Here is a 24,501-nt window from a genome sequence, read left to right on the forward strand (position 1 = left end):
GAAGAACGTTTTCTGAAAGTAAGGGGGCTTTAGAATGGCAAAAGAAAAATCGCTTGAATCGGAAATCGGCAGCTATTTTTCAAACTTGCTGCGGACAAATTTTGGCAAAGGGCCGACGTCGGTTTACGTCACAATTGCTGAACCTTTTATCACGGTTCATTTTCGCGGTTTTATTTCGCCGATGGAGCGGGTGCTGATCAACCAAAAAGAACATCAGCGGATTCTGGAAACCCGGGATTTAATGATGGATGAGTTGAAACCGGACATTATGCTTGAACTAAGCAAGCATTTGAACAACGACGTACAAGAATTGTATGCGGACTGGAACCTTGAAAAAGAAACCGGCATGATTATCAGTGTATTGAACGGGGATGATTCCGAAGGCTCCATGCCAGTTCCGGAGGATATAGATCTGGAAGCTTTCCGTGGAAAAATCATCGAAGCGAGCAACAAGGCGCAAAAAGCTCCAGGCAGTACCACCATTTATTGGCTGAGTGACCGGACGATTGTCGTGCGGCGCACAGAAATTTTGGTGGAGATTGAAAAGGCACTGATCAAGAATGGATTTGAAGAACAATTGAAATTGGCTAAACGCCCGCTCGAGCATCAAATGCTGCTGGAAGTAGGGATAGAGTCCGTTTTGAACCGCTCGATAGCCGAAACTTTTTTAGATTGGAATTTTGAAAAAGACTTAGGCTTTACCATTTTTTTATTGGAACCCCCGAAAGCGAATGAAACCTGAAAGGGGTCAATGATTGCCGGCATGCAGAACCTCTTGCATGCCGGCAATTTTTTATGCAAAAATCTTCGGATATTGTTAGTAATTCCAAAAGAAAAGGTATAACACTAATACACCAGGCTTAAAAGCGAACGGCCTATTAGGAGGGTAAGATATGTTCGAGCTGATGAAGAGGGCCGTCAAAATAAATACAGCCAAGTTATTGATTTTTACAGCAATCTTTTATGTGCTTTCTGCGTTTATCATCCATTACCTTGAACCGGAGGAATTTCCAACGCCCTTTATCGGGTTCTGGTGGGTCATGACGACCGTCACGACCATCGGCTATGGCGATTATGCGCCGCGCACCGTTCCGGGGATGCTGTATGGCATGTTCCTGTATTTGTTCGGCATTGGATTGATCGGGGTCATTCTTGGAAAAATTGTGGATGCCTATTCTTATTTTAGGAGGATGAAAATGCGGGGGAAATTGGATTACAAAGGCAACAATCATTTTCTGCTGATTGGCTGGTCCAAAAGCGTCCAGAAGACAGTGGAAGAAATACTGGCGAATAAAGACATCGACAACGATGTCGTGCTGATCGATCATTTAAAGGAATCACCGTTCGTACACGAACGGTTCCATTACATCCGCGGCAATCCGACCGATATGGACATACTCCAAAAAGCGAATATTGACCAAGCCAATTCCGTATCGGTGTTTGCTTCTGAAAACGAAGACGAAGTGACGACCGACGGGAAAACGCTGTTGGTCGCTCTGGCAATCGAGGAATACGCAGAAGCCCGGAATATTGAAATTTATACCATCGCGGAAATTGTCCACGAAGCCCATATCCGGATGTTTCAGTACGCCAAGGTTGATGAATTCGTGCTGTCCACGGAATCGTTTCCGCATTTGATGACTAAGGCATTGCTGCATCACGGTTCCAGCCGGCTATTTATGAACTTGATCAGCCATGCCCACGGTGAACATATGTGGGAAATCAAACCGGACCCTTCCTGGAAAACGTACGAAGATGCTTTCGAATCCTTGCGGCGCCAAGGGGCCAATTTAATCGCGGACGGCAATGACTTAAGTATCATCCGCCGCATGCACGATGCCATTCCTTCTGACTCCCGCCTGTATGTTATCTGCGATGAAGAAACTTACCGGAAACTGGAGCTGGCACCGCTTTGAGCAAGGAAAAGGCATCTTTGCATCCTAAAAGGGTATAGTAAAAAGAGAAAAGGCGCATCTTAACGGATGCCTTTTGATAGAGTAAATTCCTCAGGTATGTGATGCACAATAATAGTACGAAAAAAGAAAGAAGGGACATCCTATGACACAGCGACCAGAAAAAACGGAAACCGGGTGGAAGCTTGAAAACAGCTACGCCCGCCTCCCGCAAGTGTTTTTTACCCGTCTCCGGCCGGATCCGGTGCAGTCCCCAAAGCTTGTGGCATTCAATGAACCGCTCGCAGAAATGCTCGGGCTCGATATAGAAGATCTGAAAAGCGACAGCGGCACAGCCATTCTGGCAGGCAATGAAATTCCGGAAGGTGCATTTCCATTGGCTCAGGCCTATGCCGGCCATCAATTCGGTTTTTTGACGATGCTTGGCGACGGCCGTGCAGTACTGCTCGGCGAACAGATCACCCCGGGCGGCGAACGGTTTGACATCCAGCTGAAAGGTGCCGGGCGCACTCCTTACTCGCGAGGCGGAGACGGACGTGCAGCCCTTGGGCCGATGCTCCGCGAATACATCATCAGTGAAGCGATGCACGGCCTCGGAATTCCAACGACACGCAGCTTGGCAGTAGTCGCAACAGGAGAAGAAATCCGGCGCGAAACCAGCCTGCCGGGAGCTGTGCTGACCCGCGTGGCAGCCAGCCATCTGCGTTTTGGCACATTCCAGTATGCTGCCGGAGTTGGCGATTTGGACAAGATCCGGGCGCTTGCGGACTATGCAATTGAGCGCCATTATGCGGACGTGGACCTTGGCGAAAACCGCTACCTTGGCTTTTTCAAAGAAGTGGCAAAGCGCCATGCCTCGCTCGTTGCGAAATGGCAGCTTGTCGGCTTTATCCACGGCGTCATGAATACCGACAACATGACAATCAGCGGCGAAACCATTGACTACGGCCCCTGTGCCTTTATGGACATGTACGATCCGGCAACAGTGTTCAGTTCCATTGACCACCAAGGGCGCTATGCTTACGGCAACCAGCCGCAGATTGCCGGCTGGAACTTGGCTCGCTTTGCGGAAACAATGGTTCCGCTGTTCCATGAAGATTCGGAAGAAGCGGTGAAACTGGCGCAAGCGGTATTGTCCGATTACATCAAATCCTATTACGCACACTGGTTGGCCGGCATGCGTGCGAAGCTCGGCTTATTCAGCGAAGAAGCGGAAGACGAAGTGCTGGTTGCCGATCTGCTCAATTTGATGAAAGAGTACGATGCGGACTACACAAATACTTTCCGTACGCTGACGCTTGGTGAGTTCGAGGGAACTTCGCTGTCCGGGAAAGCAGAATTTAACAAGTGGAAAGAACAATGGGAAGCACGGCTTGCACGCCAAGACCAGTCTATGGATGAAGCACGCCAGTTGATGCGGAGCCACAACCCGTCCATCATTCCACGGAACCACCGGGTGGAAGAAGCACTGGATGCCGCTGTCCAAAGAGGCGATTACAGCGTCATGGAGCGGCTGCTGAACGTACTCGCCGATCCATTTGCTTATTCCGAAGAACAAACCGAGTATACGAAATTGCCGCCGGAAGCGCCTGATTCTTATCAGACCTTCTGCGGAACCTGATTATATAGAAGAAAAACGGCTAACCCGGGATGGGTTAGCCGTTTAAGCTTATAGACAAAAGAATTTTTACGCATGAGAAGTGAATGAACATACAACAGGAAATACCGGATCCTCCGTTTCAGCCGGACGCGTTCCGCGGGCTCGCGCCGAACTAACTCGGAACATACGTCCCGAGTGGATTTCGGCACTTCGCTATCCCGCTGGAGTCGCCGGCTTTCACTTCGAATCCTAAACATGAAGATTATCTAGAGGTGTCGCTTTTCTTCTTGAGTTGCCTGTTTAAGAGTCAATCGGATTACCATTCACTTTCGGATCAAAGAGAGACGCCCCAACCGGTTCGGCCACGGAGACTCCTGTGGGACCAGCGAAAGCTGAAGGCCCCGCAGGAGCAAAGCGGCGAGGAGACTGAGGCTGAGCCCACGGAAAGCGAAGTGGCCGGTCCGGTTGGTTTTATGCATTTCTATTCATTTAAGTTAAACTTTGTCCACAGTCTGAAACGGCTAACCCGGGATGGGTTAGCCGTTTTTTGTCAATTATATTTCTGGATGATTGGACGCAGGCGGAAGGCGAATAGTCCGGCCAGCACGGAAAGGATCAAGTCCTTTGGCAGCGGAACGGCCATCCAAGCCCAAGCCATCTGGTAAGTAAAGCCTTCGGGTGCAGCGAACCATAGTTTGTAGGCCGCATACATCCAGTTGGTGCCGAATCCGTAATTGATGACCAGGCCGACCAGCGCTGCGACGACAAAGCCGGTGCGGGTAGGGAATTTCTTGGCGATCCAGCCGCTTGCCAGTGCAATGAGCACAAACGAAACGATGAAGCCGAATGTCGGGCTGATGATGGTGTCCATGCCGCCTGAGAAGCCTGCGAATACCGGAACGCCGGCAAGCCCGATAAAGGCGTAGACGATCATTGCGAACGCGCCTTTCCGGCTGCCGAGCAAGATGCCCGCTAAGATGGCAAAAAAGGTCTGGAGCGTAATCGGCACACCGCCGATGATAAGGAATGCGGAAATGTTTGCCCCGACGGCCATAAGCGCCGCGAACATGGCGATGTGTATTAAGTGCAAAGTCTTGGTATGATTGGATGTTCTGGATGGAGCAGTTGTCATTTTTTTCCCTCCGTTGTTCGAACTAAATTCAGTATAATCAAACATAATATTTGAGTCAACTTAATTTTTAAATAGGTTAACACAAAGAAGAGTAGAGTTTTCATTAATTTTAAATTAAACCTCTAAGGAGGGAAAAAATGCGTCATTGGTGTTAGGAATAGCAAATGTTCACTAATTCGTGCGAGAGGGAGGTGCCTGATTGCTGTTGAAACATGATATTATGACAAACGGTGAAATTAAGAGCGGTTCAGCATAGGAAGATTTTTGGCGATTGGACTGAATGGATCAATTACATAGCACATGAATAATTGAGTCAAGAGAAGAAAGTGGCAGTGCGTGTTTTGTATAAGAAATGCCTAGTGATTCAAAGTTTTTTTGAAATGGAAAAACGTAAAAGAAATCCAAAAAAAAGTTGTTTTTTAGCCATAAAATTATGGTTTAAGGTGCATATCCTATGGGCAAGCGGGTATGTACTAAAAACCAATAAAATCATTGCTGCCGCCGCTTGGAATTGTTGCAAAGACCCTGGAAAACACAAAAAATAAATGGAGGAAACGGGGCGCGAAACTAGTTTTTAACCTACGCGGTTGATCAAACGCGGATTGTGTGATCGTTTTTAAAGGAGTCAGCGATATGAACAAAAAATGGTGGAAGGAAGCAGTTGCTTATCAAGTGTATCCGCGAAGTTTCAAAGATTCGAATGGCGATGGGCTAGGCGATCTGGCAGGTGTGGCAAGCAAGCTTGATTATTTGCAGGAGCTTGGCATTAACGTCATCTGGATTTGTCCGATGTACCAGTCGCCGAATGATGACAATGGCTACGACATCAGCGATTATCAGGAGATTTTGGACGAGTTTGGGACAATGCAGGACTTTGACCATCTGCTTGAAGAAGTGCACAAGCGCGGCATGAAGCTTATCATTGATCTGGTCATCAACCACACAAGCGACGAACATCCCTGGTTCCTGGAATCCCGTTCATCAAAAGACAATCCGAAGCGGGACTGGTATATTTGGCGGGACGAACCGACCAACTGGGAAAGCATTTTCGGCGGGCCGGCCTGGGAGTACGACAAAGAGACGAAGCAGTATTACCTGCATTTGTTTTCGAAGAAGCAGCCGGACTTGAATTGGGAGAACCCCGAAGTGCGAAAAGCGTTGTACGAAATGGTGAACTGGTGGCTGGACAAAGGCATCGACGGCTACCGGGTGGACGCCATCAGCCACATCAAAAAGGATTTCAGCGACATGCCGGACGATGCTCATCGGGCGTTTATCCCGGCTTGGGAAAAAATGATGAACGTCGAAGGCATTCAGCCGCTGCTTGCTGAACTTCGCGATGAGACGTTTGCGAAATACGATATCATGACGGTCGGAGAAGCAAACGGCGTCAAAGTCGATGACATCGGCGAATGGATCAGCGAAGAAGACGGCAAATTCAATATGGTGTTCCAGTTTGAAGATATGGGGCTGTGGAATGCCGATTCAAAACACGGCATTGATGTCCGCAGGCTGAAAGAAATCCGTTCCCGCTGGCAAAAAGGCGTGGAAGGCAAAGGCTGGAATGCGCTGTTCATTGAAAATCACGACAAACCGCGTGTAGTTTCGACATGGGGCAATGACCGGCAATACTGGCGTGAAAGTGCGACGGCATTCGCCTGCATGTACTTTTTCATGCAAGGCACACCGTTCATTTACCAGGGGCAGGAAATCGGCATGACCAATGCGCCGTTTGAAGAAATCGAGCATTACAACGATGTGCGGACCCACAATCTTTACTTCTACAAACGGCAGACCGGCATGATGCATGATGACGTCATGACGCTCATCAAAGCGACGAGCCGCGACCATTCCCGTACGCCGATGCAATGGGACGCAAGCCCGCACGGCGGTTTCTCGACTGCGGAACCTTGGCTCCGCGCCAATCCGAACCACAGTTGGCTGAACGTGGAAGCACAGAAAAACGATCCGCATTCGGTGCTGTCGTTCTATAAACAAATGATCTGGCTGCGCAAGCACATGGAAGTGCTCGTATACGGCCGCTACAATCTTGTAGAAATGGGACACGAATCGGTTTTTGCCTATACACGGGAAGATGAGCACGAAAAAGTCCTCGTTGTAACCAATCTGGGGCAGCATGCCTGCTGGTGGGACGAACCGGAAGACGGCACTTTATTGTTAGCCAATTATAAAGTAATCGATCCGAACCAACTGTACCCTTACGAAGCACGTGTTTATAAAATGAAACTCAATCAGTGAGGTTTCCCACTGCCCGTTAAAGCGGGATAAAATGAAACAAAATATAAAGAAAGCTGTCCTACTGAAGGACAGCTTTTTTGCGGAGAAATAGATTTCTTTTGCAAAGTTTTATTCGTAACCGAGTTTATTTTTAATTGAAAATAAAGTGATTTATTCTTTTTCTTATTCGGTAATTATTGGTAATATAAAGGGAGAACTGGAGGTCGGAAAATGAAGAGATACTGGGCAGCAATTTTATTAATCGGAGTGTTTGTGCTTTTGGCAGGCTGTTCGCAGCAGGCCACGCCGGAAGACCGGCTGGCGGCATATATCAACCATTGGAATAAAGGCGAGTATGCCGAAATGTATGACGGATTTTTGAATGACGGCACGAAACAGGCGTATGACAAAGCGCAGTTCGTGGACCGCCAGCAAAAACTGAAAGAAGACTTGGGAATCGATGGGCTGGAAGTGGCTTATACGAAACCGGCAGAAGATGCAAAATGGGAAGAAGAGCAGCCGGCGGATTTTCCGGTGCAGGTCAAAATGAACACACTCGCCGGACCGGTGGAGTTTGAAAAAACGATGACGCTTCTTCACGAGACGCAAGGCGAAACGGAAGACTGGTTTGTGGAATGGGATCCGTCGTTCATCTTCCCGCAATTGGAAGTCGAAGACGAAATCCGCATCGACCGCATCAAAGCGGTGCGCGGGGAAATTCTGGACCGCACCGGAAAAGGAATCGCCATTAACGGCGGCGGCTACAATATCGGCATTGTGCCCGAAAAATTCACGGACGACAAGAAAAAAGCCGAGCTTGCGAAACTGCTGAACCAGACGGTCGAACAAATCGATGCGAAGCTTGAGCAGGACTGGATCAAGCCGGAATTATTTGTGCCGCTTGCAAAAATCGCGCGCAACAATACGGAAGTGCTCGATAAAGCCATTGCCATTCCAGGTGTCGCAGCGCAGCAAGTAGCGATGCGGGAATATCCGTACGAAGAAGCGCTGGGGCATTTGTCGGGTTATATCGGCAGCATCACAGCGGAACAATTGGAAGAGCGGAAAGACGAGGGCTACACAACCGGCGACCAGATCGGGCGCCAAGGCTTGGAGCGGACATTTGAAGAACAGCTCCGCGGCAAAGACGGCATGCGAATCTGGATCGACAAACCGGCAGAAGGCGTGGAGCCGATTACGGTTGCCGAACAACCGGTGACAGACGGCGAAACCATCACGTTGACGATTGACGCGGAACTGCAGAAAAAAGCGTTCGCTTCGATGAAAGGCGAACCGGGAACAGCGGCAGCGGTGAATCCAAAAACGGGCGAAACTTTGGCGCTCGTTTCCTCGCCAAGCTTTGACCCGAACGAATTCACGCTCGGCATCAGCGGCGACCGCTTTAAGGAACTGGAAGCCGATCCACTGACGCCGTTGTTCAACCGCTTTGCCCAGGCCTATGCACCCGGTTCGACCTTGAAACCGGTGACGGCCGCAATCGGCTTGGAAGCGGGGACCTTGAAGCCTGCAGAAGGCTTGGAAATCAGCGGCAAGTCGTGGCAAGGCGTCACGCGCCTGCATCCGGAAGCACCGAATCCGATTGATTTGAACAAAGCCTTGGTGTTCTCAGACAATATTTACTTTGCCCAACAGGCACTCAAAATGGGCAATGAAACCTTTGCCGAAGGCTTGAAGAAATACGGCTTCGGGGAAGACATTCCGTTTTCGATGAACTTAGAGGCTTCCCAGATTTCCAATGAAGGCACCATCGATTCGGAAAGCCAGCTCGCAGCAACTTCGTTCGGCCAAGGGCAGATGCTGACGAACATCCTGCATTTGGCGACGATGTACGAACCGTTCCTGACTGACGGCATCATGTACAAACCGACGCTTGTGCTGGACGACAAAGATGCGCAGGTTTGGAAAGAAGGCTTGATTTCAGCGGAAAACGCAGCGACGCTCCGCAAAGGCATGCGTAACGTAGTGGTTGACGGCTATGCGCAATCGGCGAACATTCCAGGCGCTGCGCTTGCCGGTAAAACCGGTACAGCCGAACTGAAAGCAGCCGGGGAAGAACGCGGCAAAGAAAACGGCTTTTTCGTCACATACAACGAAGCCGATCCGACGCTTCTGCTTGCGATGATGGTTGAAAACGTCGAAGACAATGGCGGCAGCGATTACGTGGCCGGCATGGCGGCGGAAGTGTTTAAATAAGAGCGATGATTTTTCAGGCTGTCGAGAGCTTCTCGGCAGCCTTTTTGTTTTGTCTAAATGCGTTCATTTGAAGGGAACGGCGATAGAAAGTTGAAAAACTTCGATAAAGTTGTGAGAAACTTCGATAGAAACACTGGAAACTTCGATAGAAAACTTAAATACTTCGATAAGAATAGCCGGAAACGTCGATAAAGGGTTGGGGCTCGTAGCAGAGCATAAAGCGATGTTTCTTTTTAACGCACAAAAAAGCACTGCAGCATGCAGTGCTCAGAAAATGTTTCATATACAAATCTTCACCGAACTTTCCCCACCACCGGATAAGCTTCAAGCACTGCATCCACTTCATCGATCAAAATTCGCAGATAGCTTTGGTCGGAGGTGAAGGTGCAGGACAGTTTGGCGCTGTCTCCTGCCGGAAAGCGGGTCTCCAAGTTCCAGATGATCTTGCCGAGTGAATTCATCGTGCCGGTCAGATGGATATAGTCATCCAGGTTTTTTAACGTGGCGGTTCCTTTTAAGGCCTCGTTCATGTCGCGCAGCTCATCAACAAATTCCTTCAATTCATTTGTTCGGAGGTCTGCTTCAAAATGCGCGGTGTATCCGGGGATTTCCAGATGGATGCGGGAAGCGATCCAATTGGCATCCCAATAATCCCGGCTATTCGGGTAATTCCGCTGCAGCACTTCGATTTCCAATTTCGTTTTGTCACCCAACACAAGAAATTTCAATCTTTTCACCCCGGTCATGATAACTGTTTTAACTTAAGTCTATCAATAATGCACAGAAAAGAATATCGAAAGAAAAAGAAAAAAGCGGAGTGTCAATAAACCTTTGAATGAAGCTCGAAAACCGATCCAACTTTTTGACTCTCTTGATGGATAGGAGTAGATTTAAGCTATCGAAAAAGATGGTTCGAAATGGAACTGTTCGAAAATGGAAGGATGAGCATGGACCATGAAAGAGGAAAATGAAAAGTTAACGCGTTCGATCCAGTTGATGCGGTCATTCCGGAATGTGCAGAAAAACTTGATTTGCCTGGAGCAGCAGACGGCAGCCCGGAATGGGTTGTCGATGCCGCAATATGCGATTTTGATGACGCTTGGAAAATGCAAAGAGATGACGCAGAAGAAGGTGGGGGAAGTGACGTTTCTCCCGAAAAGCACCTTGAGCCAGGCGGTGGATGGCCTGGTTCGTGACGGGTTTTTGGACCGCCGGCAAGTGGAAGACAACCGGCGGGAAATGCAGCTCGCATTGACCGAAAAAGGCGTGTCGCTTGTCGAAGCAGTCCATCAGCAAGAAGGCGGAAGCCATCAGCGGTTCCAGGAAGCCGTGGAGTCGCTGAGCGATGAACAATACGAAAAACTGCTGGAGATCCACCAGCACATTTCCGCGCACTTGGACGTGCGTGAGTTAGAGGAGCAGCGCAAATGATACGAATTCTAAAAAACTTGAGTGTCTACAAATGGCTTATTGTCGCTGTCACGCTTCTGATTTTTGGCCAGTCGATGGCGGACCTTTTTTTGCCGACTTTGATGGCAGATATCATTGACAATGGGGTCGTGAAAGGAAATATCCCGTATATCTGGCAGATCGGCGGCTGGATGCTGTTGATTTCCGCGCTCGGGGCGGTTGCTTCGATTACGGCGAGTTACTATTCATCAAAAGCCGCAATGGGCTTAGGGCGTGACCTTCGCGGCCGCGTGTTCAAGCATGTGGAGAAATTTTCGCTGCAGGAGTTTGACCAGGTCGGCACGGCGTCGCTTATTACCCGGACAACAAACGACATCACACAGATCCAGCAAGTGGTCATGATGATGCTGCGCATGGTCATCAGCGCACCGATCATGCTCGTCGGCGGTTTGATCATGGCGATTTCCCAAGATGCGAAATTGTCGCTGGTCATTGTCGGCGCAATGCCGTTTCTGGCAGGTTCAATCATTTTGATTTTCAGAAAAGCAATGCCGTTGTTCCAGGAAGTGCAAAAGCGGCTCGACCGCCTGAACTTGGTGCTGCGTGAAAACTTGACCGGCATCCGCGTCATCCGGGCGTTCAACCGCGAAACGGAAGAAAAAGCCCGGCTGCAAGGAGCGAACCGCGATTTGACGGACGTCTCCATCCGGGTCAATAAAATCATGGCATTCATGATGCCGGTCATGATGCTCGTCATGAACTTGACGGTTGTGGCGGTTATTTGGTTCGGCGGCATCCGCATTGACAACGGGGCGATGCAAATCGGTGATTTGATGGCCTTTATCCAATACGTCATGATGATCATGTTTGCACTGGTCATGGCGTCGGTCATGTTCGTCATGGTGCCGCGTGCCGCCGTTTCGGCGAACCGCATCAACGAAGTGCTGGATATGAAACCGTCATTCCAGGACTTGGGCAACGATACGGCGGACCGTGAACGCGGCACGCTTGAGTTTGAAAACGTGACCTTCAGTTACCCGGGAGCCGAGAAACCCGCGCTGTCGGACATTTCCTTCAAAGCGAAGCCGGGTGAGGTCACCGCCATTATCGGCGGGACCGGCTCCGGGAAGTCGACATTGATCAATTTGATTCCGCGTTTCTATGAGATTTCAAGCGGGGCCATCCGGGTCAACGGCGTCGATATCCGGAATGCGTCGCAGGATGAAGTGCGTTCGAAGCTCGGCTTTGTGCCGCAGAAATCGATTCTCTTTACCGGCACGATTGCCGACAACATCCGCTTCGGGAAAGAAGAAGCGACGCAGGCGGAACTTGAACACGCCGCCTCGATTGCCCAGGCAACTGAATTTATCAGTGGGCTGAAAGAAGGCTACGCGACCGAAATTGAGCAAGGCGGTTCGAACTTATCGGGCGGCCAGAAGCAACGTCTCGCGATTGCCCGGGCGCTTGTCCGGAAGCCGGATATTTATATTTTTGACGATAGTTTTTCGGCGCTTGATTTCAAGACGGATGCACGGCTTCGCAAAGCGCTGAAAGATGAAACGAAAAATGCGACGGTCTTGCTGGTGGCGCAGCGCGTCAGCACGGTCGTCGACGCCGACCGCATCATCGTCCTGGAAAACGGGCGGGTTGTCGGCATGGGCACGCACGAAGAATTGATGAACAGCAACGAAGTCTACCGGGAAATCGCCTATTCCCAGCTGTCAGAGGAGGAGATTGCATGAGCAACGAAAAACGGCCTCCAGGCGGCAGACCCGGCGGCGGACACGGCGGGCCTCCGGGCATGAGCATGCCTGCCGAAAAACCAAAAAATTTCAAAGTGACGTTCAGACGGCTCGTCCGGTATTTGAAGCCGCGCAGCAAACGATTGACGGTGGTCTTCCTCGCTGCCATTTTAAGTACAGTGTTCTCGATTGTCGGACCGAAACTGACGGGGAACGCCATCACGGAATTGTTTGAAGGGGCATATGGCAAACTGCAAGGAACGCCGGGTGCCGGCATCGATTTTGGCGTCATCGGCGAAATCCTGTTGGTGCTGGCCGGATTGTATATCTTCAGCAGCCTCTTCAGTTATTTGATGCAGTACATCATGTCGACGGTGGCGCAGGATACGGTGTATGACTTGCGCCAGGATGTGAATAAAAAACTCGAGAAGCTGCCTTTGAATTATTTTGACGGCCGGCCAAACGGCGAAACTTTAAGCCGCATGACGAATGACATCGACACCATCGGCAGTACGCTGCAGCAAAGCTTGACGCAATTTATTACGTCAGTTGTGATGCTGGTCGGAATCATTGTCATGATGCTGACAATCAGTCCGTTATTGACCTTGATCGCATTTGTTTCCTTGCCTCTGTCGCTGTTTGTCATCCAGCCGATCTTGAAGCGGTCGCAGACACAATTCGCCAACCAGCAGCGCTCGCTCGGCGAATTGAACGGCCATATCGAAGAAATGTACACCGGGCATCCGGTGGTGAAGGCATTCGGCCATGAGAAAAAAGCGGTGGCCAAGTTTGAGCAAGTGAACGACGAATTGTACGAAGCGGGGCGGCGCGCCCAGTTTATCTCGGGAATCATCATGCCGCTCATGACGTTCATCGGCAACTTCAGTTATGTGGTGATCAGCGTTGTCGGCGGGATTCTCGTGACGCAGCGGGCGATTTCAATCGGGGACATCCAAGCATTCATCACGTATTCGAAACAGTTTACCCAGCCAATCATGCAAGCGGCGAATATCGCGAACATCGTCCAGTCGACGGTGGCGGCAGCGGAACGTGTCTTTGAACTGCTCGATGAACCGGAAGAACAGAAGGAAGTCGCAGCAGTCAGCCTGGACAGAGCGAAAGGCGCGGTGGTGTTCGAAGGAGTCGACTTCGGCTACGGCGAAGAATTGCTGATCCACGATATGAACATCCGAGTGAAAACGGGGCAGACAGTCGCCATCGTCGGGCCAACGGGTGCCGGCAAGACGACGTTGATCAACCTGTTGATGCGCTTTTATGAATTGAACGCGGGACGGATCCTGATCGACGGCCTGGATACCCGCGAAATGTCCCGAAGCTCGCTCCGGCATAGCTTCGGCATGGTGCTGCAGGATACCTGGCTTTTCAACGGCACCATCAAAGCCAATATCGCCTACGGCAAAAACGGTGCGACCGACGAAGAAATCTTCGCCGCAGCCGATGCCGCGCATGCGGACCATTTCATCCGTACGCTGCCGGACGGCTATGACACCGTGCTGAATGAAGAAGCATCAAATATTTCACAGGGCCAAAAACAGCTCTTGACGATTGCACGCGCCATATTGGCGGACCCGCCGATCATGATTTTGGACGAAGCCACGTCAAGCGTTGATACGCGGACGGAAATCTTCATCCAGCAGGCGATGAACCGGCTGATGGAAGGGCGCACAAGTTTTGTCATTGCGCACCGCCTGTCAACCATCAAAGATGCTGATTTGATTCTCGTGATGGACAAAGGGAATGTCATCGAACAAGGCACCCACACCGAATTGCTTGAGAAAAACGGCTTTTACGCCGATTTGTACAACAGCCAGTTTTCGGAGAAAGTGGCCATTTAATTTGGATAGAAAGAAACCGCTCAACAAGTTGTTGAGCGGTTTTTATTAATTTCTAAACCCTTTTTTATGGAGAAAGACGACTTTCCGGTTCTTTTTCCAAACGTTTTCACGGATCAGCCAAGCGGGTAAACCGGCGAGTAAGACGGTACCGACGGCAAGAACGATGAGGTTCGGCACTGCTTTCTCAGCAATTTCGGACATTTCCTGCACACGCAGTGCTTCCGGCCAAGTGGGGGCATAGGCCATCGTGAGCGCATAAAAAGCGTTGTAGGCGATATGCAAAATGATCGGTGCCAGCAAATTCTGCGTTTTCAAATACAGCAAGGCCGCAATGATGCCGAACAGGAACGCGCCAAGAATGTCATCGTGCATCAAGCCGAACAGCAGGCTCGAGATGAACACACCGCCCCAGCGGGAAGTTTTCAGCGCCATCCGTTTCAACAGCACGCCGCGGAAAATGAATTCTTCTGCAATCGGTTCAAGCAAAATCATAATGGCAACCGTGATAGCCAAGTAAAGCGGACTTGCCGGCAGCGGAACCGGCTCCAGCAAATAAGCAGCCCAGCCCGGCGCAATCGACTCGAAGACGTTCAGCTGAAGCCACAAAAAGCCCAGTGAAAAAGCGATTGACCCGACAATCAGCCCAATAACTGCGCCGATCCAGCGTTCGATGCCTTGCGCAAAGGCGAATCTAGACAGCGTCACGCCCTGCAGGCGGAACTGATAGGTAAAAAACCAGGCGGGCACGATCCCGTAAATGGCCACCGATACCAGGATCCATTCCAAGTCATCGCTCATCGGGAAAACGGTCGTGGCGTAAATCAGCGAAAGGTAAACAGTCAGGGTAATCCCGACAATATAACGAAACTTCATTTTCTCAAACATTCGTGCACCCCTTATGTAGAATAAATCCAGTATAGCAGGAGTTTAGGCTTATGGAACTAAAAATAAAGTGAAACTCCATCAGTGGTTTTTCCACTGATGGGTAGTTGAACCAATCGGGCTTTTACGGTCAGTAGACTTCCCGCTCAAAAAAGCAGGAGTCCAACTGCCCGTTAAAGCGGGGAAAATCCCAAAACGCCGTTAAGGCATTTCGGGATGATCGGGTTCATTCTGCAGGGCTTCTCCTTGTTTCTCTAAGAAGGCTTGGTACTTCTCTTCTTCTTTTTTCTTGTTCAAGCTTTGCGCCAGCCGCAGGATAACCGCGAAGATCAGGATGCTGGTGACGAACAGGACAATCGCATTCGGCACGGCTTTCGTGTAGATGTCCGCGCTTTCCATCACGGTCAGCCATTCGGGCCAGCCGGGGCTGATGAACATCAAACCGACAACAAGCGAGTTATGGAAGATGTGCAGCAAAATCGGAATCAGCAGATTGTCCGTCAGCAAATACAAAATCGACGCCGTCACGCCGAACAAGAACGCGCCGAAAAAGTCCATGTGGAGCATCCCGAACAACAGGCTCGATGTTCCGATCCCTTCCCACATCGACGTCTTGGAAATCAGCCGTTTTAGGAGAAGCCCCCGGAACATGAATTCTTCCGCAATAGGTCCAATCACTGCAACAATGAGCGATACAGTGATTAGATATGCAGTGTTGTCTGGAAACGGTGCCCGCTCGAGAAGTGAGTCGACCATCCAGGGAGCGACCGGCATCAAGACGCGCAGCTGCAGCCAAAGCATCGCCATGGAAAAAAACGTCGACAAAGTGACAAGGCCGGCGAGCGGCAACAACCAACGCGAAGCGCCTTTCAAGAACACGACGCGTGACAGCGGCACTTGCTGCTTTTGAAACTGCCGCCCGAAATATAGGACCGGCACAATCACATAAAAGGTCAGCTGGATGCCGACATCCAAGATGAGCGGATTTGGCGAAAGCTGCACCAGTGCGAAGGCGGCAATCAGTATTCCGAAAAACATCCAGCGGACAAAGTCACGGGTCCTCATTTCTTCAAACATGCTATGCACCGCCTCTCAGGTTGACCTAAGGCAAGCGAGAAAAGTAAGCATCAGCGACAGAGGTGTTTAGTTACTTATATTTTACCCGAAAATGGGAAGACTAACTATTTTGGAGGAAGTTTGGAGGAGGAAAAATTCTCATTTTTGCGGAAGGAAAAACCGCCCGGAACCGGACGGTTTTCTGTTATGTATGAAAGTTTAAAGCCCTTTTTGCTGAAGTTCCAGCTTCTTCTGTTCCAACGCAATCTTGTCGCGCTCCAGCTGGATTTTCGCTATGTTCACTTGTGCTTTCATGCGCATGTCAAAGCCGATAAGCACCAGAAAGGCGAGGCCAAGTATAGCCGCCAATGCAAATAATCCGATTTCCATGGAATTCCTCCTTCATAAAAGACTTCTGCTTATTCTACGGAAGAGATAAGGGGAAGTTTCAACAGTTTTAGGAGGAAGGCAATTGATTTATCAGCCGGAAGCATATTTCTGAAGCTGCTGTGCGTATTTTAACCTTTGTTGAGCGTATTTCCGGGATTGCTGTGCGTATTCTTAAAACAACCGAGCGTATTCTAAAAACGAGACCGCAAACCCTTTAAAAGACAGATGCCCAAACATAAAAAACGCACCAGCTAAGTTCAGCTGGTGCACCAAAAAGATTTAATTGAACGCAGCCATCACTTCGGCTACCAAATACGCCGCAAGCTTTGTAGTCTTGCCGTTCTCGTCAATTGTCGGATTGACGTCGGAAATATCGAAGCTTTGCACTTTTGGGTTCGCGACGATGTGCCACAGCAATTGCCGCACGACGACCGGTTCGAGACCGAACGGAGACGCGTCGACGATGCTTGGGGCATGGAACGACGACAGCGATTCCATGCAGAAGCTGACGATGATGTGGTCGTGCTTGTCGCAAAATGCATCGATGACGTTTTGCGTGCTTTGCAAGTCGCGCAGCGCAAGGTCTTCTGCGAGGACATACTGCGCACCGAGCTTGTCGGCCTGATTGAATGTGGCGCGTGTGTTGCCGAGCGGCTGGACGCCGAGCACCAGGTAGCCGGCATTGTCATCCGACTCCAGGATTTGCTTGAACATCGTGCCGGCATGCGGGCGATCCGACTCCTGCAGATCGAAATTGGAATCGATGCTGATGATGCCGATTTTCGCATCAGCGCCGAAAAAGCGCCGCGATCCCCAATAATGGCCGTAAGTGGTTTCGTGTCCGCCGCCGAGGATGATCGGCGTCGATCCGCAGCGCAGCAAATTGCTGACGTGTTCGCCCAGTTCCCGCTGCGCTTTTTCCATCTTGCCATCTTTTTGCATCACGGTGCCGGAATCAATCAGCGGGCGCCCGCCCAAATGATCGGGCAATTGCGCCAGCTGGCTCCGGATCTGATCCGGTGCTTCGGCAGCTCCAGCCTGTCCGCCGCTGCGCTGGACGCCTTCATCGCATTCAAAGCCGAGGATGGAAAAAGAGCCTTTCGGCGCCTCGATGCTGCTCACGAATTCGACGCTTTGGTGAAAGCGGAAACTGTCCCGGTCTGACTCGCTGTCGATCGGTCCGTGCCAAAAATGCTTTCTCGGTAATTTATACAAATAGAACACCTCGAGTAAATATATTATAAAGCTTCATCTTCCTATTGTAATGAATTTCAGGGAGCTGTGCATGAAAACATTCCCCAAACGGCCAAGAACAAAAAAGGAAAGCCGCCAATGTGGCGGCTTTCCTTCTGATTTATTTGGTCAATCTGCTTTTTGATTCAAAAGAACCAATCCCATTAAGAGGATTCCTTGTCAGTTTGGCGTTCGATTTCCATGTACTGGCGTGCCCATTGCTGCAAGGGCTGGAGGCTGTCTGCCAAAGCGCTGCCTTTTTCGGTCAGGCGATACATGGCTCCGGATGCGCCGCTTTCCACGGCTTTCTCAACCAGGCCTTCTTCTGCAAGTTCGGAAAGCTTCAGTGACAGCGATCTGGAGGTAATGCCCTTAATGTCGCGCTTGATGTCCGAGAAACGCGCTGTCTGGTTTTCACATAGCGATAAATAATGGACGAGCTGTCCGGTCCATTTTTTCCCGAGCACCTGAAAAGACGCTTCTATATATGGAGAGACTTTCATTTTTATCACTCCTTAACAAAATTGCGAACACTTAAAGATTATCGAAGTATAAAAAGTATACTAGTGGAGTAGAGTCAGATGAAAACGACCTCTTCCAGGTTTCGCACCCTGGAAAAGGCCTATCCACTTTTACTCTTTTTCCGTCAAGAACGAAATGACCACAAACAACAGGAAAGCAAGCAAGAGCAATGATCCGCCGATGATGAACAGAATCATCACCAATGTTTCATTCCAATTGAATGGATTCAAGTTGTAGATCCACATGCCGGCCGTTAAGCCGAATGCGCCGGCCATAGCGAGGACACTGTGAACGGCAACCAATTTCTTGTACTTGACCGTATAAACGCGGTAGAAAATGCCCCACGCAAATACCGACAGCCAGCCGACGACTAAGATGTGGGCGTGGACAGGGCGCAGCGAATAATCCATTTCGCCCGCCATTTGTGAACCAAGAAATGTGCCAATAAAGCCAAAAATGGCTGCGAACTGGATCAAGCGTAGACTCCAGGTTTTTTCCATAGTAAGAACCTCCAGTAAGTTAATGTTTCGTATCCGGATGCGGGAAGGTGATGGTAAATTCGCTTCCTTCTCCGGAGTGGCTTTGGACTCTGATTGTTCCGCCGTGCAGCGTGACGATTTGCTGGACGATGGACAAACCGAGCCCGGTGCCGTCGTTTTTGCGTGCCGCATCAACGCGGTAAAAGCGCTCGAACAGCTGCGGGATGGCGTCTTCCGCAATGCCGATGCCGCTGTCTTTGAACGACACCGCTATCCCATTATCAGTCGAACGCAAGTTGATTTCAATACTGCCGCCGGGTTTATTGTACTTGATGGCATTGGTCAGCAGGTTGTCCCAGACGTTTTGGAGCAGTTCCGCATCCCCGTGGAATAAAACCGGGGCCAGCTTGTACGAGATGTCGATGTCTTCCTCTTCCAGGCGCCAGCGGTATTTCTGCACAACGCTTTTCAAACTTTCATCGAGGCGGAACTCGGCAGCTTTCATCGGGTAGGCGCCTTGGTCAAGCGAAGTCAGCAGCAGCAATTGCCGCGTCAGGCTGGACAGCCGTTTCGCTTCCTGGTCGATGATCGACGTGTAGGCGAGGCGGTCGCTGTCTGACAGGTCCGGCGACTTTAACAGGTCTGCATAGCCCTGGATGTTCATGAGCGGCGACTGGAAATCGTGCGAGACGTTATTGATGAACGATTTCCGCGCCAGGTCGTTATGCTTCAATTGCGTCTGCATCAAGTTGAAGCTTTCCGACAGTTGGCCGATTTCATCGTTGCGCTTGATTTCCAGCGGGTAGCTGTAGTTTTCGCGTGCAATGTAGCGGGTCGCTTCGGTCAATTGGACAATCGGGCGCGTCAATTGGCGGGCCATCCAGATCATGCCAAGAATGCTGACAATGCCGATGGCGCCGACAAACCCGATCAGGACGGCGTGGATATCAGTCGCGACAAGTTTCGTGTCCTGCCGGATGAAAAGTCCATAGGTTTCGTCCTCAAACGTAAACGGCACCCCGACCGTGTTATGAAGCTTGTTCGAGAAATGGGCAATCATGAAAATTTTGCCCGAAAAATCATCCAGGCCGGTATACATTACGCCGTCGGATATGACGCGCTCGGCTTCCTGCGGCAACGCTGTGTCGTCAAACGCGTCCCCGTAAAAGGTTTTCCCGCCGCTGCTGTCGACGACCGCAATCTGGTAGCCGAGCTTCGCCACCGCTTCCAAGTACCGGTCAAAGCTTTCTTTCGAATACGGCACATAATTGACCGTCGACACAATTTCTCCTGCGACGGCTATGTTTTTCTCGATTTCCTGTTCTTTGGTGACCGTCAAATAGAAAAAGTTGGCGATGGCAAAACCGATCAAAATGGAAATGGCCAGGATGAACAGCGTAGAAACAATAAATTGGCGGTAGAGCGACTTCATTTCGGCGCCTCGAGTTTATAGCCGATGCCGCGCAGTGTATGGATTTCAACATTGGCGCCGTAGCGCTTCAGCCGGTCTCGAATGCGATTGATATGGGTGTTCAAGGTCATTTCATTGCCTTCGTTGTCTTCGCCCCAAACCTGTTCCATCAACAAGCTGCGGGGCGTAGCCATATTGGCGCGCGCCGCCAGGACCGACAGGATTTCGAATTCCTTCAGCGGCAGGATCAAAGTTTCATGGTCGATGGCCACTTCGAAATTGCGGCGGTTGATCGACAGATTGCCGGCGTTCAGATTTTCCTGCAGAGAACGCTCGGAACGCCGGAGCACGACTGCGACACGGAACAACAGCTCGCGCGGTTCAAACGGTTTGACCATATAATCTTCGGATCCGGACATAAAGCCTTTTTCCTTGTCGTCAAGCTGCCCCTTTGCCGTCAGCAGAATTACCGGGATTTCCAGCTCCTGCGTCAGGATTCGGGTCAATTCAAACCCATTCATTCCGGGCATCATGACGTCGACAATGGCCAAGTCGACGGTGAGCTCTTCAAGCAGCAGGAGCGCCTGTTCCGCGTCACTTGCCTTGTAGACGGTATAGCCTTCTTTGCCGAGATGAATCGCGACCAGCTGCTGAATATAAAGGTCGTCGTCCACGACGAGTATTTTCATTGGAATTCCTCCCCATCAATAGAAAGCCCGGCATATTGGCAGCCGGGCTATCGGCTCATTCCATTATGCAGGGTTTACTTGTCTTTTTCAAAAAACAAAATCAGGGCCGGAAGCAGCATGCCGCGCACGAGGAACGTATCGATCAGGATCCCAATGGATACCATAAAGCCAAAGACGAACAAATCGGCGATCGGCATCGTCGTAAGGGCTGCGAATGTTGCCGCCAGGATGATTCCGGCGCTTGAAATCACGCCGCCGGTATTGCGGATCGCCACTTCGAGCGCGTCTTTCACTTTGCGGGTTTTCCGCTCTTCCATAAAACGCGATACCAGGATGATGTTGTAGTCAATGCCGAGTGCGACCAGGAAGATGAACGCATAGACCGGCACGCGCGTACTGATGGCGTCAAAACCGAACAGCACATCGATAAGGAAAATTCCCAAGCCTAGCGCTGATACATAAGAGAATAGGATGGTTGCCATCATATAGAACGGCATTTTCCATGAACGGGTCAGAACAAACAAGAGCACCAGAATCAAAATCGTTTCAAGCGCTACGATTTTGTAGATGTCGCTGTTGTTGACGTTGCGTTCGTCCACCAGTTTTGGCGTGATGCCGCCGAAATGCGTTTCGCCGTCAATTCCCGCTTCTTCAAGAAGGGCTGCGCTGTCATCCCGCAAGTTTTCAACAAAATCAAGCGCTTCTGTTGTATACGGGTTAATGGATAAGGCTAAGTTGTATTTCACGGCTTCGCCGTTTTCGGTTTGGCCGGAAAGACGGGCAGAGGCAATTTCGTCGTAAGCTGTCAATTGCTCAGAAAGAGCAGCAGCTGCTTCTTCCGAAATCGGCTCATCGCTGACGACCAAAAGAGTAGAAGGCGCGATTTCGCCTTTTTCGAATTTCTCTTCGACAATTTCATAGCCGACGCGTGATGGCATATCGTCCGGGAACGATTTCACTGTGTCGAATTCAAATTCCAGGTTCACGACGTTGAGTGCCGAGATGATCATCAAAATCGCGACAAGTCCGCCGGACAATACGGGTTTGTTGACGACGAATTTCGCAACCGGCCCCCAGATGCCGTGCTTGACGTTTTTCGCGTCGCCGTATTTCGGAACTTTCGGCCAGAACGCTTTACGACCGAACAAGGTGAAGAGTGCCGGCACTAATGTAATGGAAGCAATCATGATGACAAATACCGCAGTCCCGAAGATCGGTGCGAAGTTCGCGTAGTCGCGGAAGTCCGCAAAGAACAGGACGAGCATTGCCGCAAGTACGGTGCCGCCTGCGAAGAAGACCGGTTCACCGGTTGCGCGCATGGCGTATTTCATCGCTTCGTATTTGCTTTCATAATGGTTCAGTTCTTCGCGGTAGCGGGAGAACACGAACAGCGAGTAATCGATGACGGCCGCGAACAACAGAATGCTCATAATTGACGTCGTCTGGCTTGTCAGTTCCAAGCCGCCTTTGCCCATAAAGGCAAGAGTTTGGTTGACCACTTGATACACGATGCCGGTTGCGAGAAGCGGAATAATTGCTAATAGCGGCGAACGGTAAATCACAATCAATAACACGAGAATAATCAAAACGGTCGCAATCAATAACACGAAGTCCGCTTCTTCAAACAGTTTCACGGTGTCTCCTGCAATGCCGGCCGGCCCTGTGATATAAAATTCCATGTTATCGAAATCAGCGGCGATGTCATTGCCGATTTCAGAAGCTTCGTCGTTGATCTCCGCGAAGTCGGCGCTGCCAAGCCCTGCTTGGAGCGTCATCGGGATGATCATCGTCGTGTTGTCTTCGGAATAAAAGCCTTCCAAAGCAGGGGGCGGAAGCTGGCTGATGTCGACAATCGAGTCGATGCCTTCAATCTTAGCGTCCGTAATGCCTGCCAGGATGTCCTGGACGGCTGTTAAATCGACGTCGCCTTCCGCGTTATGGAAGACGAGGATGCCGGGGGTTCCCTGGTCATCCGGGAAATACTCTTTCAGTTTCTGGTCCGCGATGATCGACTGTGCGTCATCCGGCAGCGACTGGAAGTTTGCGACTTTGTAGTCGTTCAGACTGGGTCCGAACGTCAGGACGACTGCGAGAACGATCCAGGCAATGATGGTGATCCACATGCCGCGTTTCGTGGAGACCCAGTCGGTGATCGGGTTTAAGAACTTATTCATGTTTGCCACTCCTCTTTTAGTTTAAAAATGATACCTCCGCTATGATAACGGACGAATATAAATTGAATATCAATTTTTGATGGCAGGAGTTTGAACAGTTGTGTGGCTCCAGCGAATTCATCCGACTGTTAACCTGGACCGAGCGTATTTAAACCTTTGCCGAGCGTATTTAACCCTTTATCGAGCATATTTTAACCTTTACTGAGCATATTTCCGGAAAACCGGCCGTATTTTTTAGTGCGGGCCTAAAAGATGCGCGTGTATTGGGTAACCTGGGTTCCAGAGGCTTCTTTCCAATTCGGCGAAATGCTATAATGCAGGTGAGAAAAAGGTTCGGAATGGTTGTAAGAGAAGTTTAATACGAAAGGAGAGAGCGGAATGAGCGTTCAGGAAGTGCTGTTTGTGGTGCTGGAGGAGTATGCGGATTGGGAGGCGGCGTCAATTGCTGCGGCGTTGAACGAGGAGCCGGAAACAGGAGAGCGGAAGTACCAGGTGAAGACGGTGTCGCTCAGCAAGGATCCGGTGACGTCGATTGGTGGGTTCCGAGTGGTGCCGGATTATACGGTGGACGAAGTGGGCGACGATTTTGCAGGGCTCGTGTTGATCGGCGGAAATTCGTGGCATAAAGACGAGAGCAAGCCGGTTATGGAGCTTGTGCAAAAGGCGCTGGACGGCAATAAAGTTCTTGGTGCCATTTGCGGGGCAACAGAATTTCTTGGGATGAACGGCGTCTTGAATACTATCGAGCATACGGGCAACCGCTTGGACGAACTGCAGGAAGTGGCCGGCGAAAATTATACGAATGCAGCCCGTTATGTGGAGCAGCAGGCGGTCCGTGACGGAAACGTGATTACTGCGAACGGCTCGGCATTCCTGGAATTTGGCAAAGAAGTGATGACGGCGCTCGAGTCGGCGCAGCAAGAAGAAATTGATGAATGGTACGAGTTTTTCAAGAGCGGATATTATGAGTTTATGCAAAATAAGTAAGAGATGAACCGTAGTCGTAGGGCTGCGGTTTTTGCTTGGGAGCTTTTATGAAAAACGGAAAAAAGCCAGCTCCAGACTCTTCCATTAATTAAATTCCATATTTCAGGTAATATTTGGTGAAGAGGTGATGTGGTGTCCTATGAATGGTTTTTCATTATCATCTTTCTGATGCTCCTTGCTGCTATTTCAACTAGATATATACCGTTGTGGGCCAAAGCTTTGATTGGGGTTTACTATGGAATCGTCGCCATCTTATTCATCACACTTACCAATCGGATCAATAGAAAATACGAAGGCATTACGCCTGTTCCGAATGCTTATTGGACGGAAAACTCGAGTTGGGTATACACGGTTTCAAATTTACTGTTCTTGCCGTTCATTGGCATCTTGATTTTCATCTATTTTAATTGGATTGCGAAGGTTCGAAGCAAAATGGCGAAAGCTTTGATTGTGCTCAGCTTGATTCCAGTAGCTTTCATCGTTTTCATCTTTTATTTTTTCTTCAATCTCGCTTATGGCTATCGTCCTTGATAAGAAACGGACAAAACGCTTGGATAAAATCTGTCCAGGCGT

General features: G+C 50.2%; 22 protein-coding genes. 11 read left to right on the top strand and 11 right to left on the bottom strand.

The genetic code is table 11. From position 1 onward, the window contains the following. Positions 1-34: 34 nt before the first annotated feature. The 3 genes from HU147_RS09850 (at position 35) to HU147_RS09860 (ending at position 3,534) form a co-directional block, all read left to right on the top strand. Positions 35-742: a Na-translocating system protein MpsC family protein gene (locus HU147_RS09850; RefSeq protein WP_176294555.1), complete on the top strand. Its 708-nt coding sequence runs from the start codon at positions 35-37 to the stop codon at positions 740-742. Between the two features lie 151 nt (positions 743-893). Next, the gene (locus tag HU147_RS09855) at positions 894-1,916 is read left to right on the top strand and encodes a potassium channel family protein (RefSeq protein WP_053166134.1); all 1,023 of its coding nucleotides are present in this window, start codon (positions 894-896) and stop codon (positions 1,914-1,916) included. A 142-nt stretch (positions 1,917-2,058) separates the two neighbouring features. After that, a complete protein-coding gene (locus HU147_RS09860; RefSeq protein ID WP_224076067.1) occupies positions 2,059-3,534 on the top strand; it encodes a protein adenylyltransferase SelO in 1,476 nt (491 codons plus the stop codon). Between the two features lie 529 nt (positions 3,535-4,063). Here the strand turns inward: HU147_RS09860 and HU147_RS09865 are convergent. Then, positions 4,064-4,645, bottom strand: a complete 582-nt coding sequence (locus HU147_RS09865) for a biotin transporter BioY (RefSeq protein ID WP_224076068.1) — start codon at positions 4,643-4,645, stop codon at positions 4,064-4,066. Between the two features lie 308 nt (positions 4,646-4,953). On the opposite strand from HU147_RS09865, the gene HU147_RS09870 reads away from it, so the two are divergent. The 3 genes from HU147_RS09870 to HU147_RS09880 all read left to right on the top strand — a co-directional run bounded on the left by HU147_RS09870 (position 4,954) and on the right by HU147_RS09880 (position 9,097). Beyond that, positions 4,954-5,190 carry a hypothetical protein gene (locus tag HU147_RS09870; protein WP_224076069.1) on the top strand — a complete coding sequence of 79 codons (237 nt, stop codon included), beginning with the start codon at positions 4,954-4,956 and terminating at the stop codon, positions 5,188-5,190. A gap of 88 nt (positions 5,191-5,278) precedes the next feature. After that, complete coding sequence (locus HU147_RS09875; RefSeq protein ID WP_224076070.1) at positions 5,279-6,904, top strand: glycoside hydrolase family 13 protein; 1,626 nt, start codon at positions 5,279-5,281, stop codon at positions 6,902-6,904. Positions 6,905-7,114: 210 nt separating this feature from the next. Next, positions 7,115-9,097, top strand: coding sequence for a penicillin-binding transpeptidase domain-containing protein (locus HU147_RS09880; RefSeq protein WP_224076071.1), 1,983 nt, complete (start codon positions 7,115-7,117; stop codon positions 9,095-9,097). A 293-nt stretch (positions 9,098-9,390) separates the two neighbouring features. Here the strand turns inward: HU147_RS09880 and HU147_RS09885 are convergent, their stop codons facing one another. Then, positions 9,391-9,834, bottom strand: a complete 444-nt coding sequence (locus HU147_RS09885) for a WapI family immunity protein (protein WP_224076072.1) — start codon at positions 9,832-9,834, stop codon at positions 9,391-9,393. Between the two features lie 217 nt (positions 9,835-10,051). Between HU147_RS09885 and HU147_RS09890 the strand changes: the two genes are divergently transcribed. The 3 genes from HU147_RS09890 to HU147_RS09900 are packed head-to-tail and all read left to right on the top strand — an operon-like array spanning position 10,052 to position 14,105. Continuing rightward, complete coding sequence (locus HU147_RS09890; protein ID WP_074510038.1) at positions 10,052-10,528, top strand: MarR family winged helix-turn-helix transcriptional regulator; 477 nt, start codon at positions 10,052-10,054, stop codon at positions 10,526-10,528. Further along, complete coding sequence (locus HU147_RS09895) at positions 10,525-12,249, top strand: ABC transporter ATP-binding protein (RefSeq protein ID WP_224076073.1); 1,725 nt, start codon at positions 10,525-10,527, stop codon at positions 12,247-12,249. Before HU147_RS09890 ends, HU147_RS09895 begins: the two co-directional genes overlap by 4 nt. Further along, positions 12,246-14,105: an ABC transporter ATP-binding protein gene (locus HU147_RS09900; RefSeq protein ID WP_224076074.1), complete on the top strand. Its 1,860-nt coding sequence runs from the start codon at positions 12,246-12,248 to the stop codon at positions 14,103-14,105. The genes HU147_RS09895 and HU147_RS09900 overlap by 4 nt, the downstream gene beginning before the upstream one ends. Before the next feature lie 45 nt (positions 14,106-14,150). Here the strand turns inward: HU147_RS09900 and HU147_RS09905 are convergent, their stop codons facing one another. From HU147_RS09905 to HU147_RS09945, 9 genes are all read right to left on the bottom strand, one after another. Beyond that, positions 14,151-14,990: a CPBP family intramembrane glutamic endopeptidase gene (locus tag HU147_RS09905; protein ID WP_224076075.1), complete on the bottom strand. Its 840-nt coding sequence runs from the start codon at positions 14,988-14,990 to the stop codon at positions 14,151-14,153. A 198-nt stretch (positions 14,991-15,188) separates the two neighbouring features. Continuing rightward, positions 15,189-16,064 (bottom strand): CPBP family intramembrane glutamic endopeptidase, encoded by an 876-nt coding sequence (locus tag HU147_RS09910; RefSeq protein WP_224076076.1) that lies wholly within the window; start codon positions 16,062-16,064, stop codon positions 15,189-15,191. Between the two features lie 198 nt (positions 16,065-16,262). Continuing rightward, entirely contained in the window at positions 16,263-16,433 is a 171-nt protein-coding gene (locus HU147_RS09915; RefSeq protein WP_224076077.1) for a hypothetical protein, read from the bottom strand. Between the two features lie 279 nt (positions 16,434-16,712). Then, positions 16,713-17,648 (bottom strand): formimidoylglutamase, encoded by a 936-nt coding sequence (hutG, locus tag HU147_RS09920; RefSeq protein ID WP_224076078.1) that lies wholly within the window; start codon positions 17,646-17,648, stop codon positions 16,713-16,715. Between the two features lie 182 nt (positions 17,649-17,830). Beyond that, positions 17,831-18,169, bottom strand: a complete 339-nt coding sequence (locus HU147_RS09925; RefSeq protein WP_036802321.1) for a winged helix-turn-helix transcriptional regulator — start codon at positions 18,167-18,169, stop codon at positions 17,831-17,833. 129 nt (positions 18,170-18,298) lie between these two features. Continuing rightward, entirely contained in the window at positions 18,299-18,688 is a 390-nt protein-coding gene (locus HU147_RS09930) for a hypothetical protein (RefSeq protein ID WP_036802324.1), read from the bottom strand. Positions 18,689-18,707: 19 nt separating this feature from the next. Further along, positions 18,708-20,099, bottom strand: a complete 1,392-nt coding sequence (locus HU147_RS09935) for a sensor histidine kinase (RefSeq protein WP_224076079.1) — start codon at positions 20,097-20,099, stop codon at positions 18,708-18,710. Next, positions 20,096-20,767: a response regulator transcription factor gene (locus tag HU147_RS09940; RefSeq protein ID WP_224076080.1), complete on the bottom strand. Its 672-nt coding sequence runs from the start codon at positions 20,765-20,767 to the stop codon at positions 20,096-20,098. The genes HU147_RS09935 and HU147_RS09940 overlap by 4 nt, the downstream gene beginning before the upstream one ends. A 74-nt stretch (positions 20,768-20,841) precedes the next feature. Then, positions 20,842-22,941 carry an MMPL family transporter gene (locus HU147_RS09945; protein WP_224076081.1) on the bottom strand — a complete coding sequence of 700 codons (2,100 nt, stop codon included), beginning with the start codon at positions 22,939-22,941 and terminating at the stop codon, positions 20,842-20,844. Between the two features lie 378 nt (positions 22,942-23,319). On the opposite strand from HU147_RS09945, the gene HU147_RS09950 reads away from it, so the two are divergent. Together HU147_RS09950 and HU147_RS09955 are read left to right on the top strand one after the other, a co-directional pair. After that, on the top strand, positions 23,320-23,928 hold the full coding sequence (locus HU147_RS09950; protein WP_224076082.1) for a type 1 glutamine amidotransferase family protein: 609 nt from the start codon (positions 23,320-23,322) through the stop codon (positions 23,926-23,928). A gap of 132 nt (positions 23,929-24,060) precedes the next feature. Beyond that, complete coding sequence (locus tag HU147_RS09955) at positions 24,061-24,459, top strand: hypothetical protein (protein ID WP_224076083.1); 399 nt, start codon at positions 24,061-24,063, stop codon at positions 24,457-24,459. The last annotated feature ends 42 nt before the right edge of the window (positions 24,460-24,501 follow it).

It is taken from the genome of Planococcus chinensis, assembly GCF_020071995.1.
Lineage (GTDB): Bacteria > Bacillota > Bacilli > Bacillales_A > Planococcaceae > Planococcus > Planococcus chinensis_A.

What these genes read in the sequence shown, in the direction of transcription:
- HU147_RS09895 (WP_224076073.1), top strand. Translation starts at nt 10,525, where the DNA reads ATGATACGAATTCTAAAAAACTTGAGTGTCTACAAATGGCTTATTGTC.
- HU147_RS09935 (WP_224076079.1), bottom strand. Translation starts at nt 20,099, where the DNA reads ATGAAGTCGCTCTACCGCCAATTTATTGTTTCTACGCTGTTCATCCTG.
- HU147_RS09860 (WP_224076067.1), top strand. Translation starts at nt 2,059, where the DNA reads ATGACACAGCGACCAGAAAAAACGGAAACCGGGTGGAAGCTTGAAAAC.
- HU147_RS09950 (WP_224076082.1), top strand. Translation starts at nt 23,320, where the DNA reads ATGAGCGTTCAGGAAGTGCTGTTTGTGGTGCTGGAGGAGTATGCGGAT.
- HU147_RS09865 (WP_224076068.1), bottom strand. Translation starts at nt 4,645, where the DNA reads ATGACAACTGCTCCATCCAGAACATCCAATCATACCAAGACTTTGCAC.
- HU147_RS09930 (WP_036802324.1), bottom strand. Translation starts at nt 18,688, where the DNA reads ATGGAAAAAACCTGGAGTCTACGCTTGATCCAGTTCGCAGCCATTTTT.
- HU147_RS09905 (WP_224076075.1), bottom strand. Translation starts at nt 14,990, where the DNA reads ATGTTTGAGAAAATGAAGTTTCGTTATATTGTCGGGATTACCCTGACT.
- HU147_RS09945 (WP_224076081.1), bottom strand. Translation starts at nt 22,941, where the DNA reads ATGAATAAGTTCTTAAACCCGATCACCGACTGGGTCTCCACGAAACGC.
- HU147_RS09915 (WP_224076077.1), bottom strand. Translation starts at nt 16,433, where the DNA reads ATGGAAATCGGATTATTTGCATTGGCGGCTATACTTGGCCTCGCCTTT.
- HU147_RS09925 (WP_036802321.1), bottom strand. Translation starts at nt 18,169, where the DNA reads ATGAAAGTCTCTCCATATATAGAAGCGTCTTTTCAGGTGCTCGGGAAA.
- HU147_RS09875 (WP_224076070.1), top strand. Translation starts at nt 5,279, where the DNA reads ATGAACAAAAAATGGTGGAAGGAAGCAGTTGCTTATCAAGTGTATCCG.
- HU147_RS09890 (WP_074510038.1), top strand. Translation starts at nt 10,052, where the DNA reads ATGAAAGAGGAAAATGAAAAGTTAACGCGTTCGATCCAGTTGATGCGG.
- HU147_RS09855 (WP_053166134.1), top strand. Translation starts at nt 894, where the DNA reads ATGTTCGAGCTGATGAAGAGGGCCGTCAAAATAAATACAGCCAAGTTA.
- HU147_RS09880 (WP_224076071.1), top strand. Translation starts at nt 7,115, where the DNA reads ATGAAGAGATACTGGGCAGCAATTTTATTAATCGGAGTGTTTGTGCTT.
- HU147_RS09900 (WP_224076074.1), top strand. Translation starts at nt 12,246, where the DNA reads ATGAGCAACGAAAAACGGCCTCCAGGCGGCAGACCCGGCGGCGGACAC.
- HU147_RS09850 (WP_176294555.1), top strand. Translation starts at nt 35, where the DNA reads ATGGCAAAAGAAAAATCGCTTGAATCGGAAATCGGCAGCTATTTTTCA.
- HU147_RS09910 (WP_224076076.1), bottom strand. Translation starts at nt 16,064, where the DNA reads ATGTTTGAAGAAATGAGGACCCGTGACTTTGTCCGCTGGATGTTTTTC.
- HU147_RS09940 (WP_224076080.1), bottom strand. Translation starts at nt 20,767, where the DNA reads ATGAAAATACTCGTCGTGGACGACGACCTTTATATTCAGCAGCTGGTC.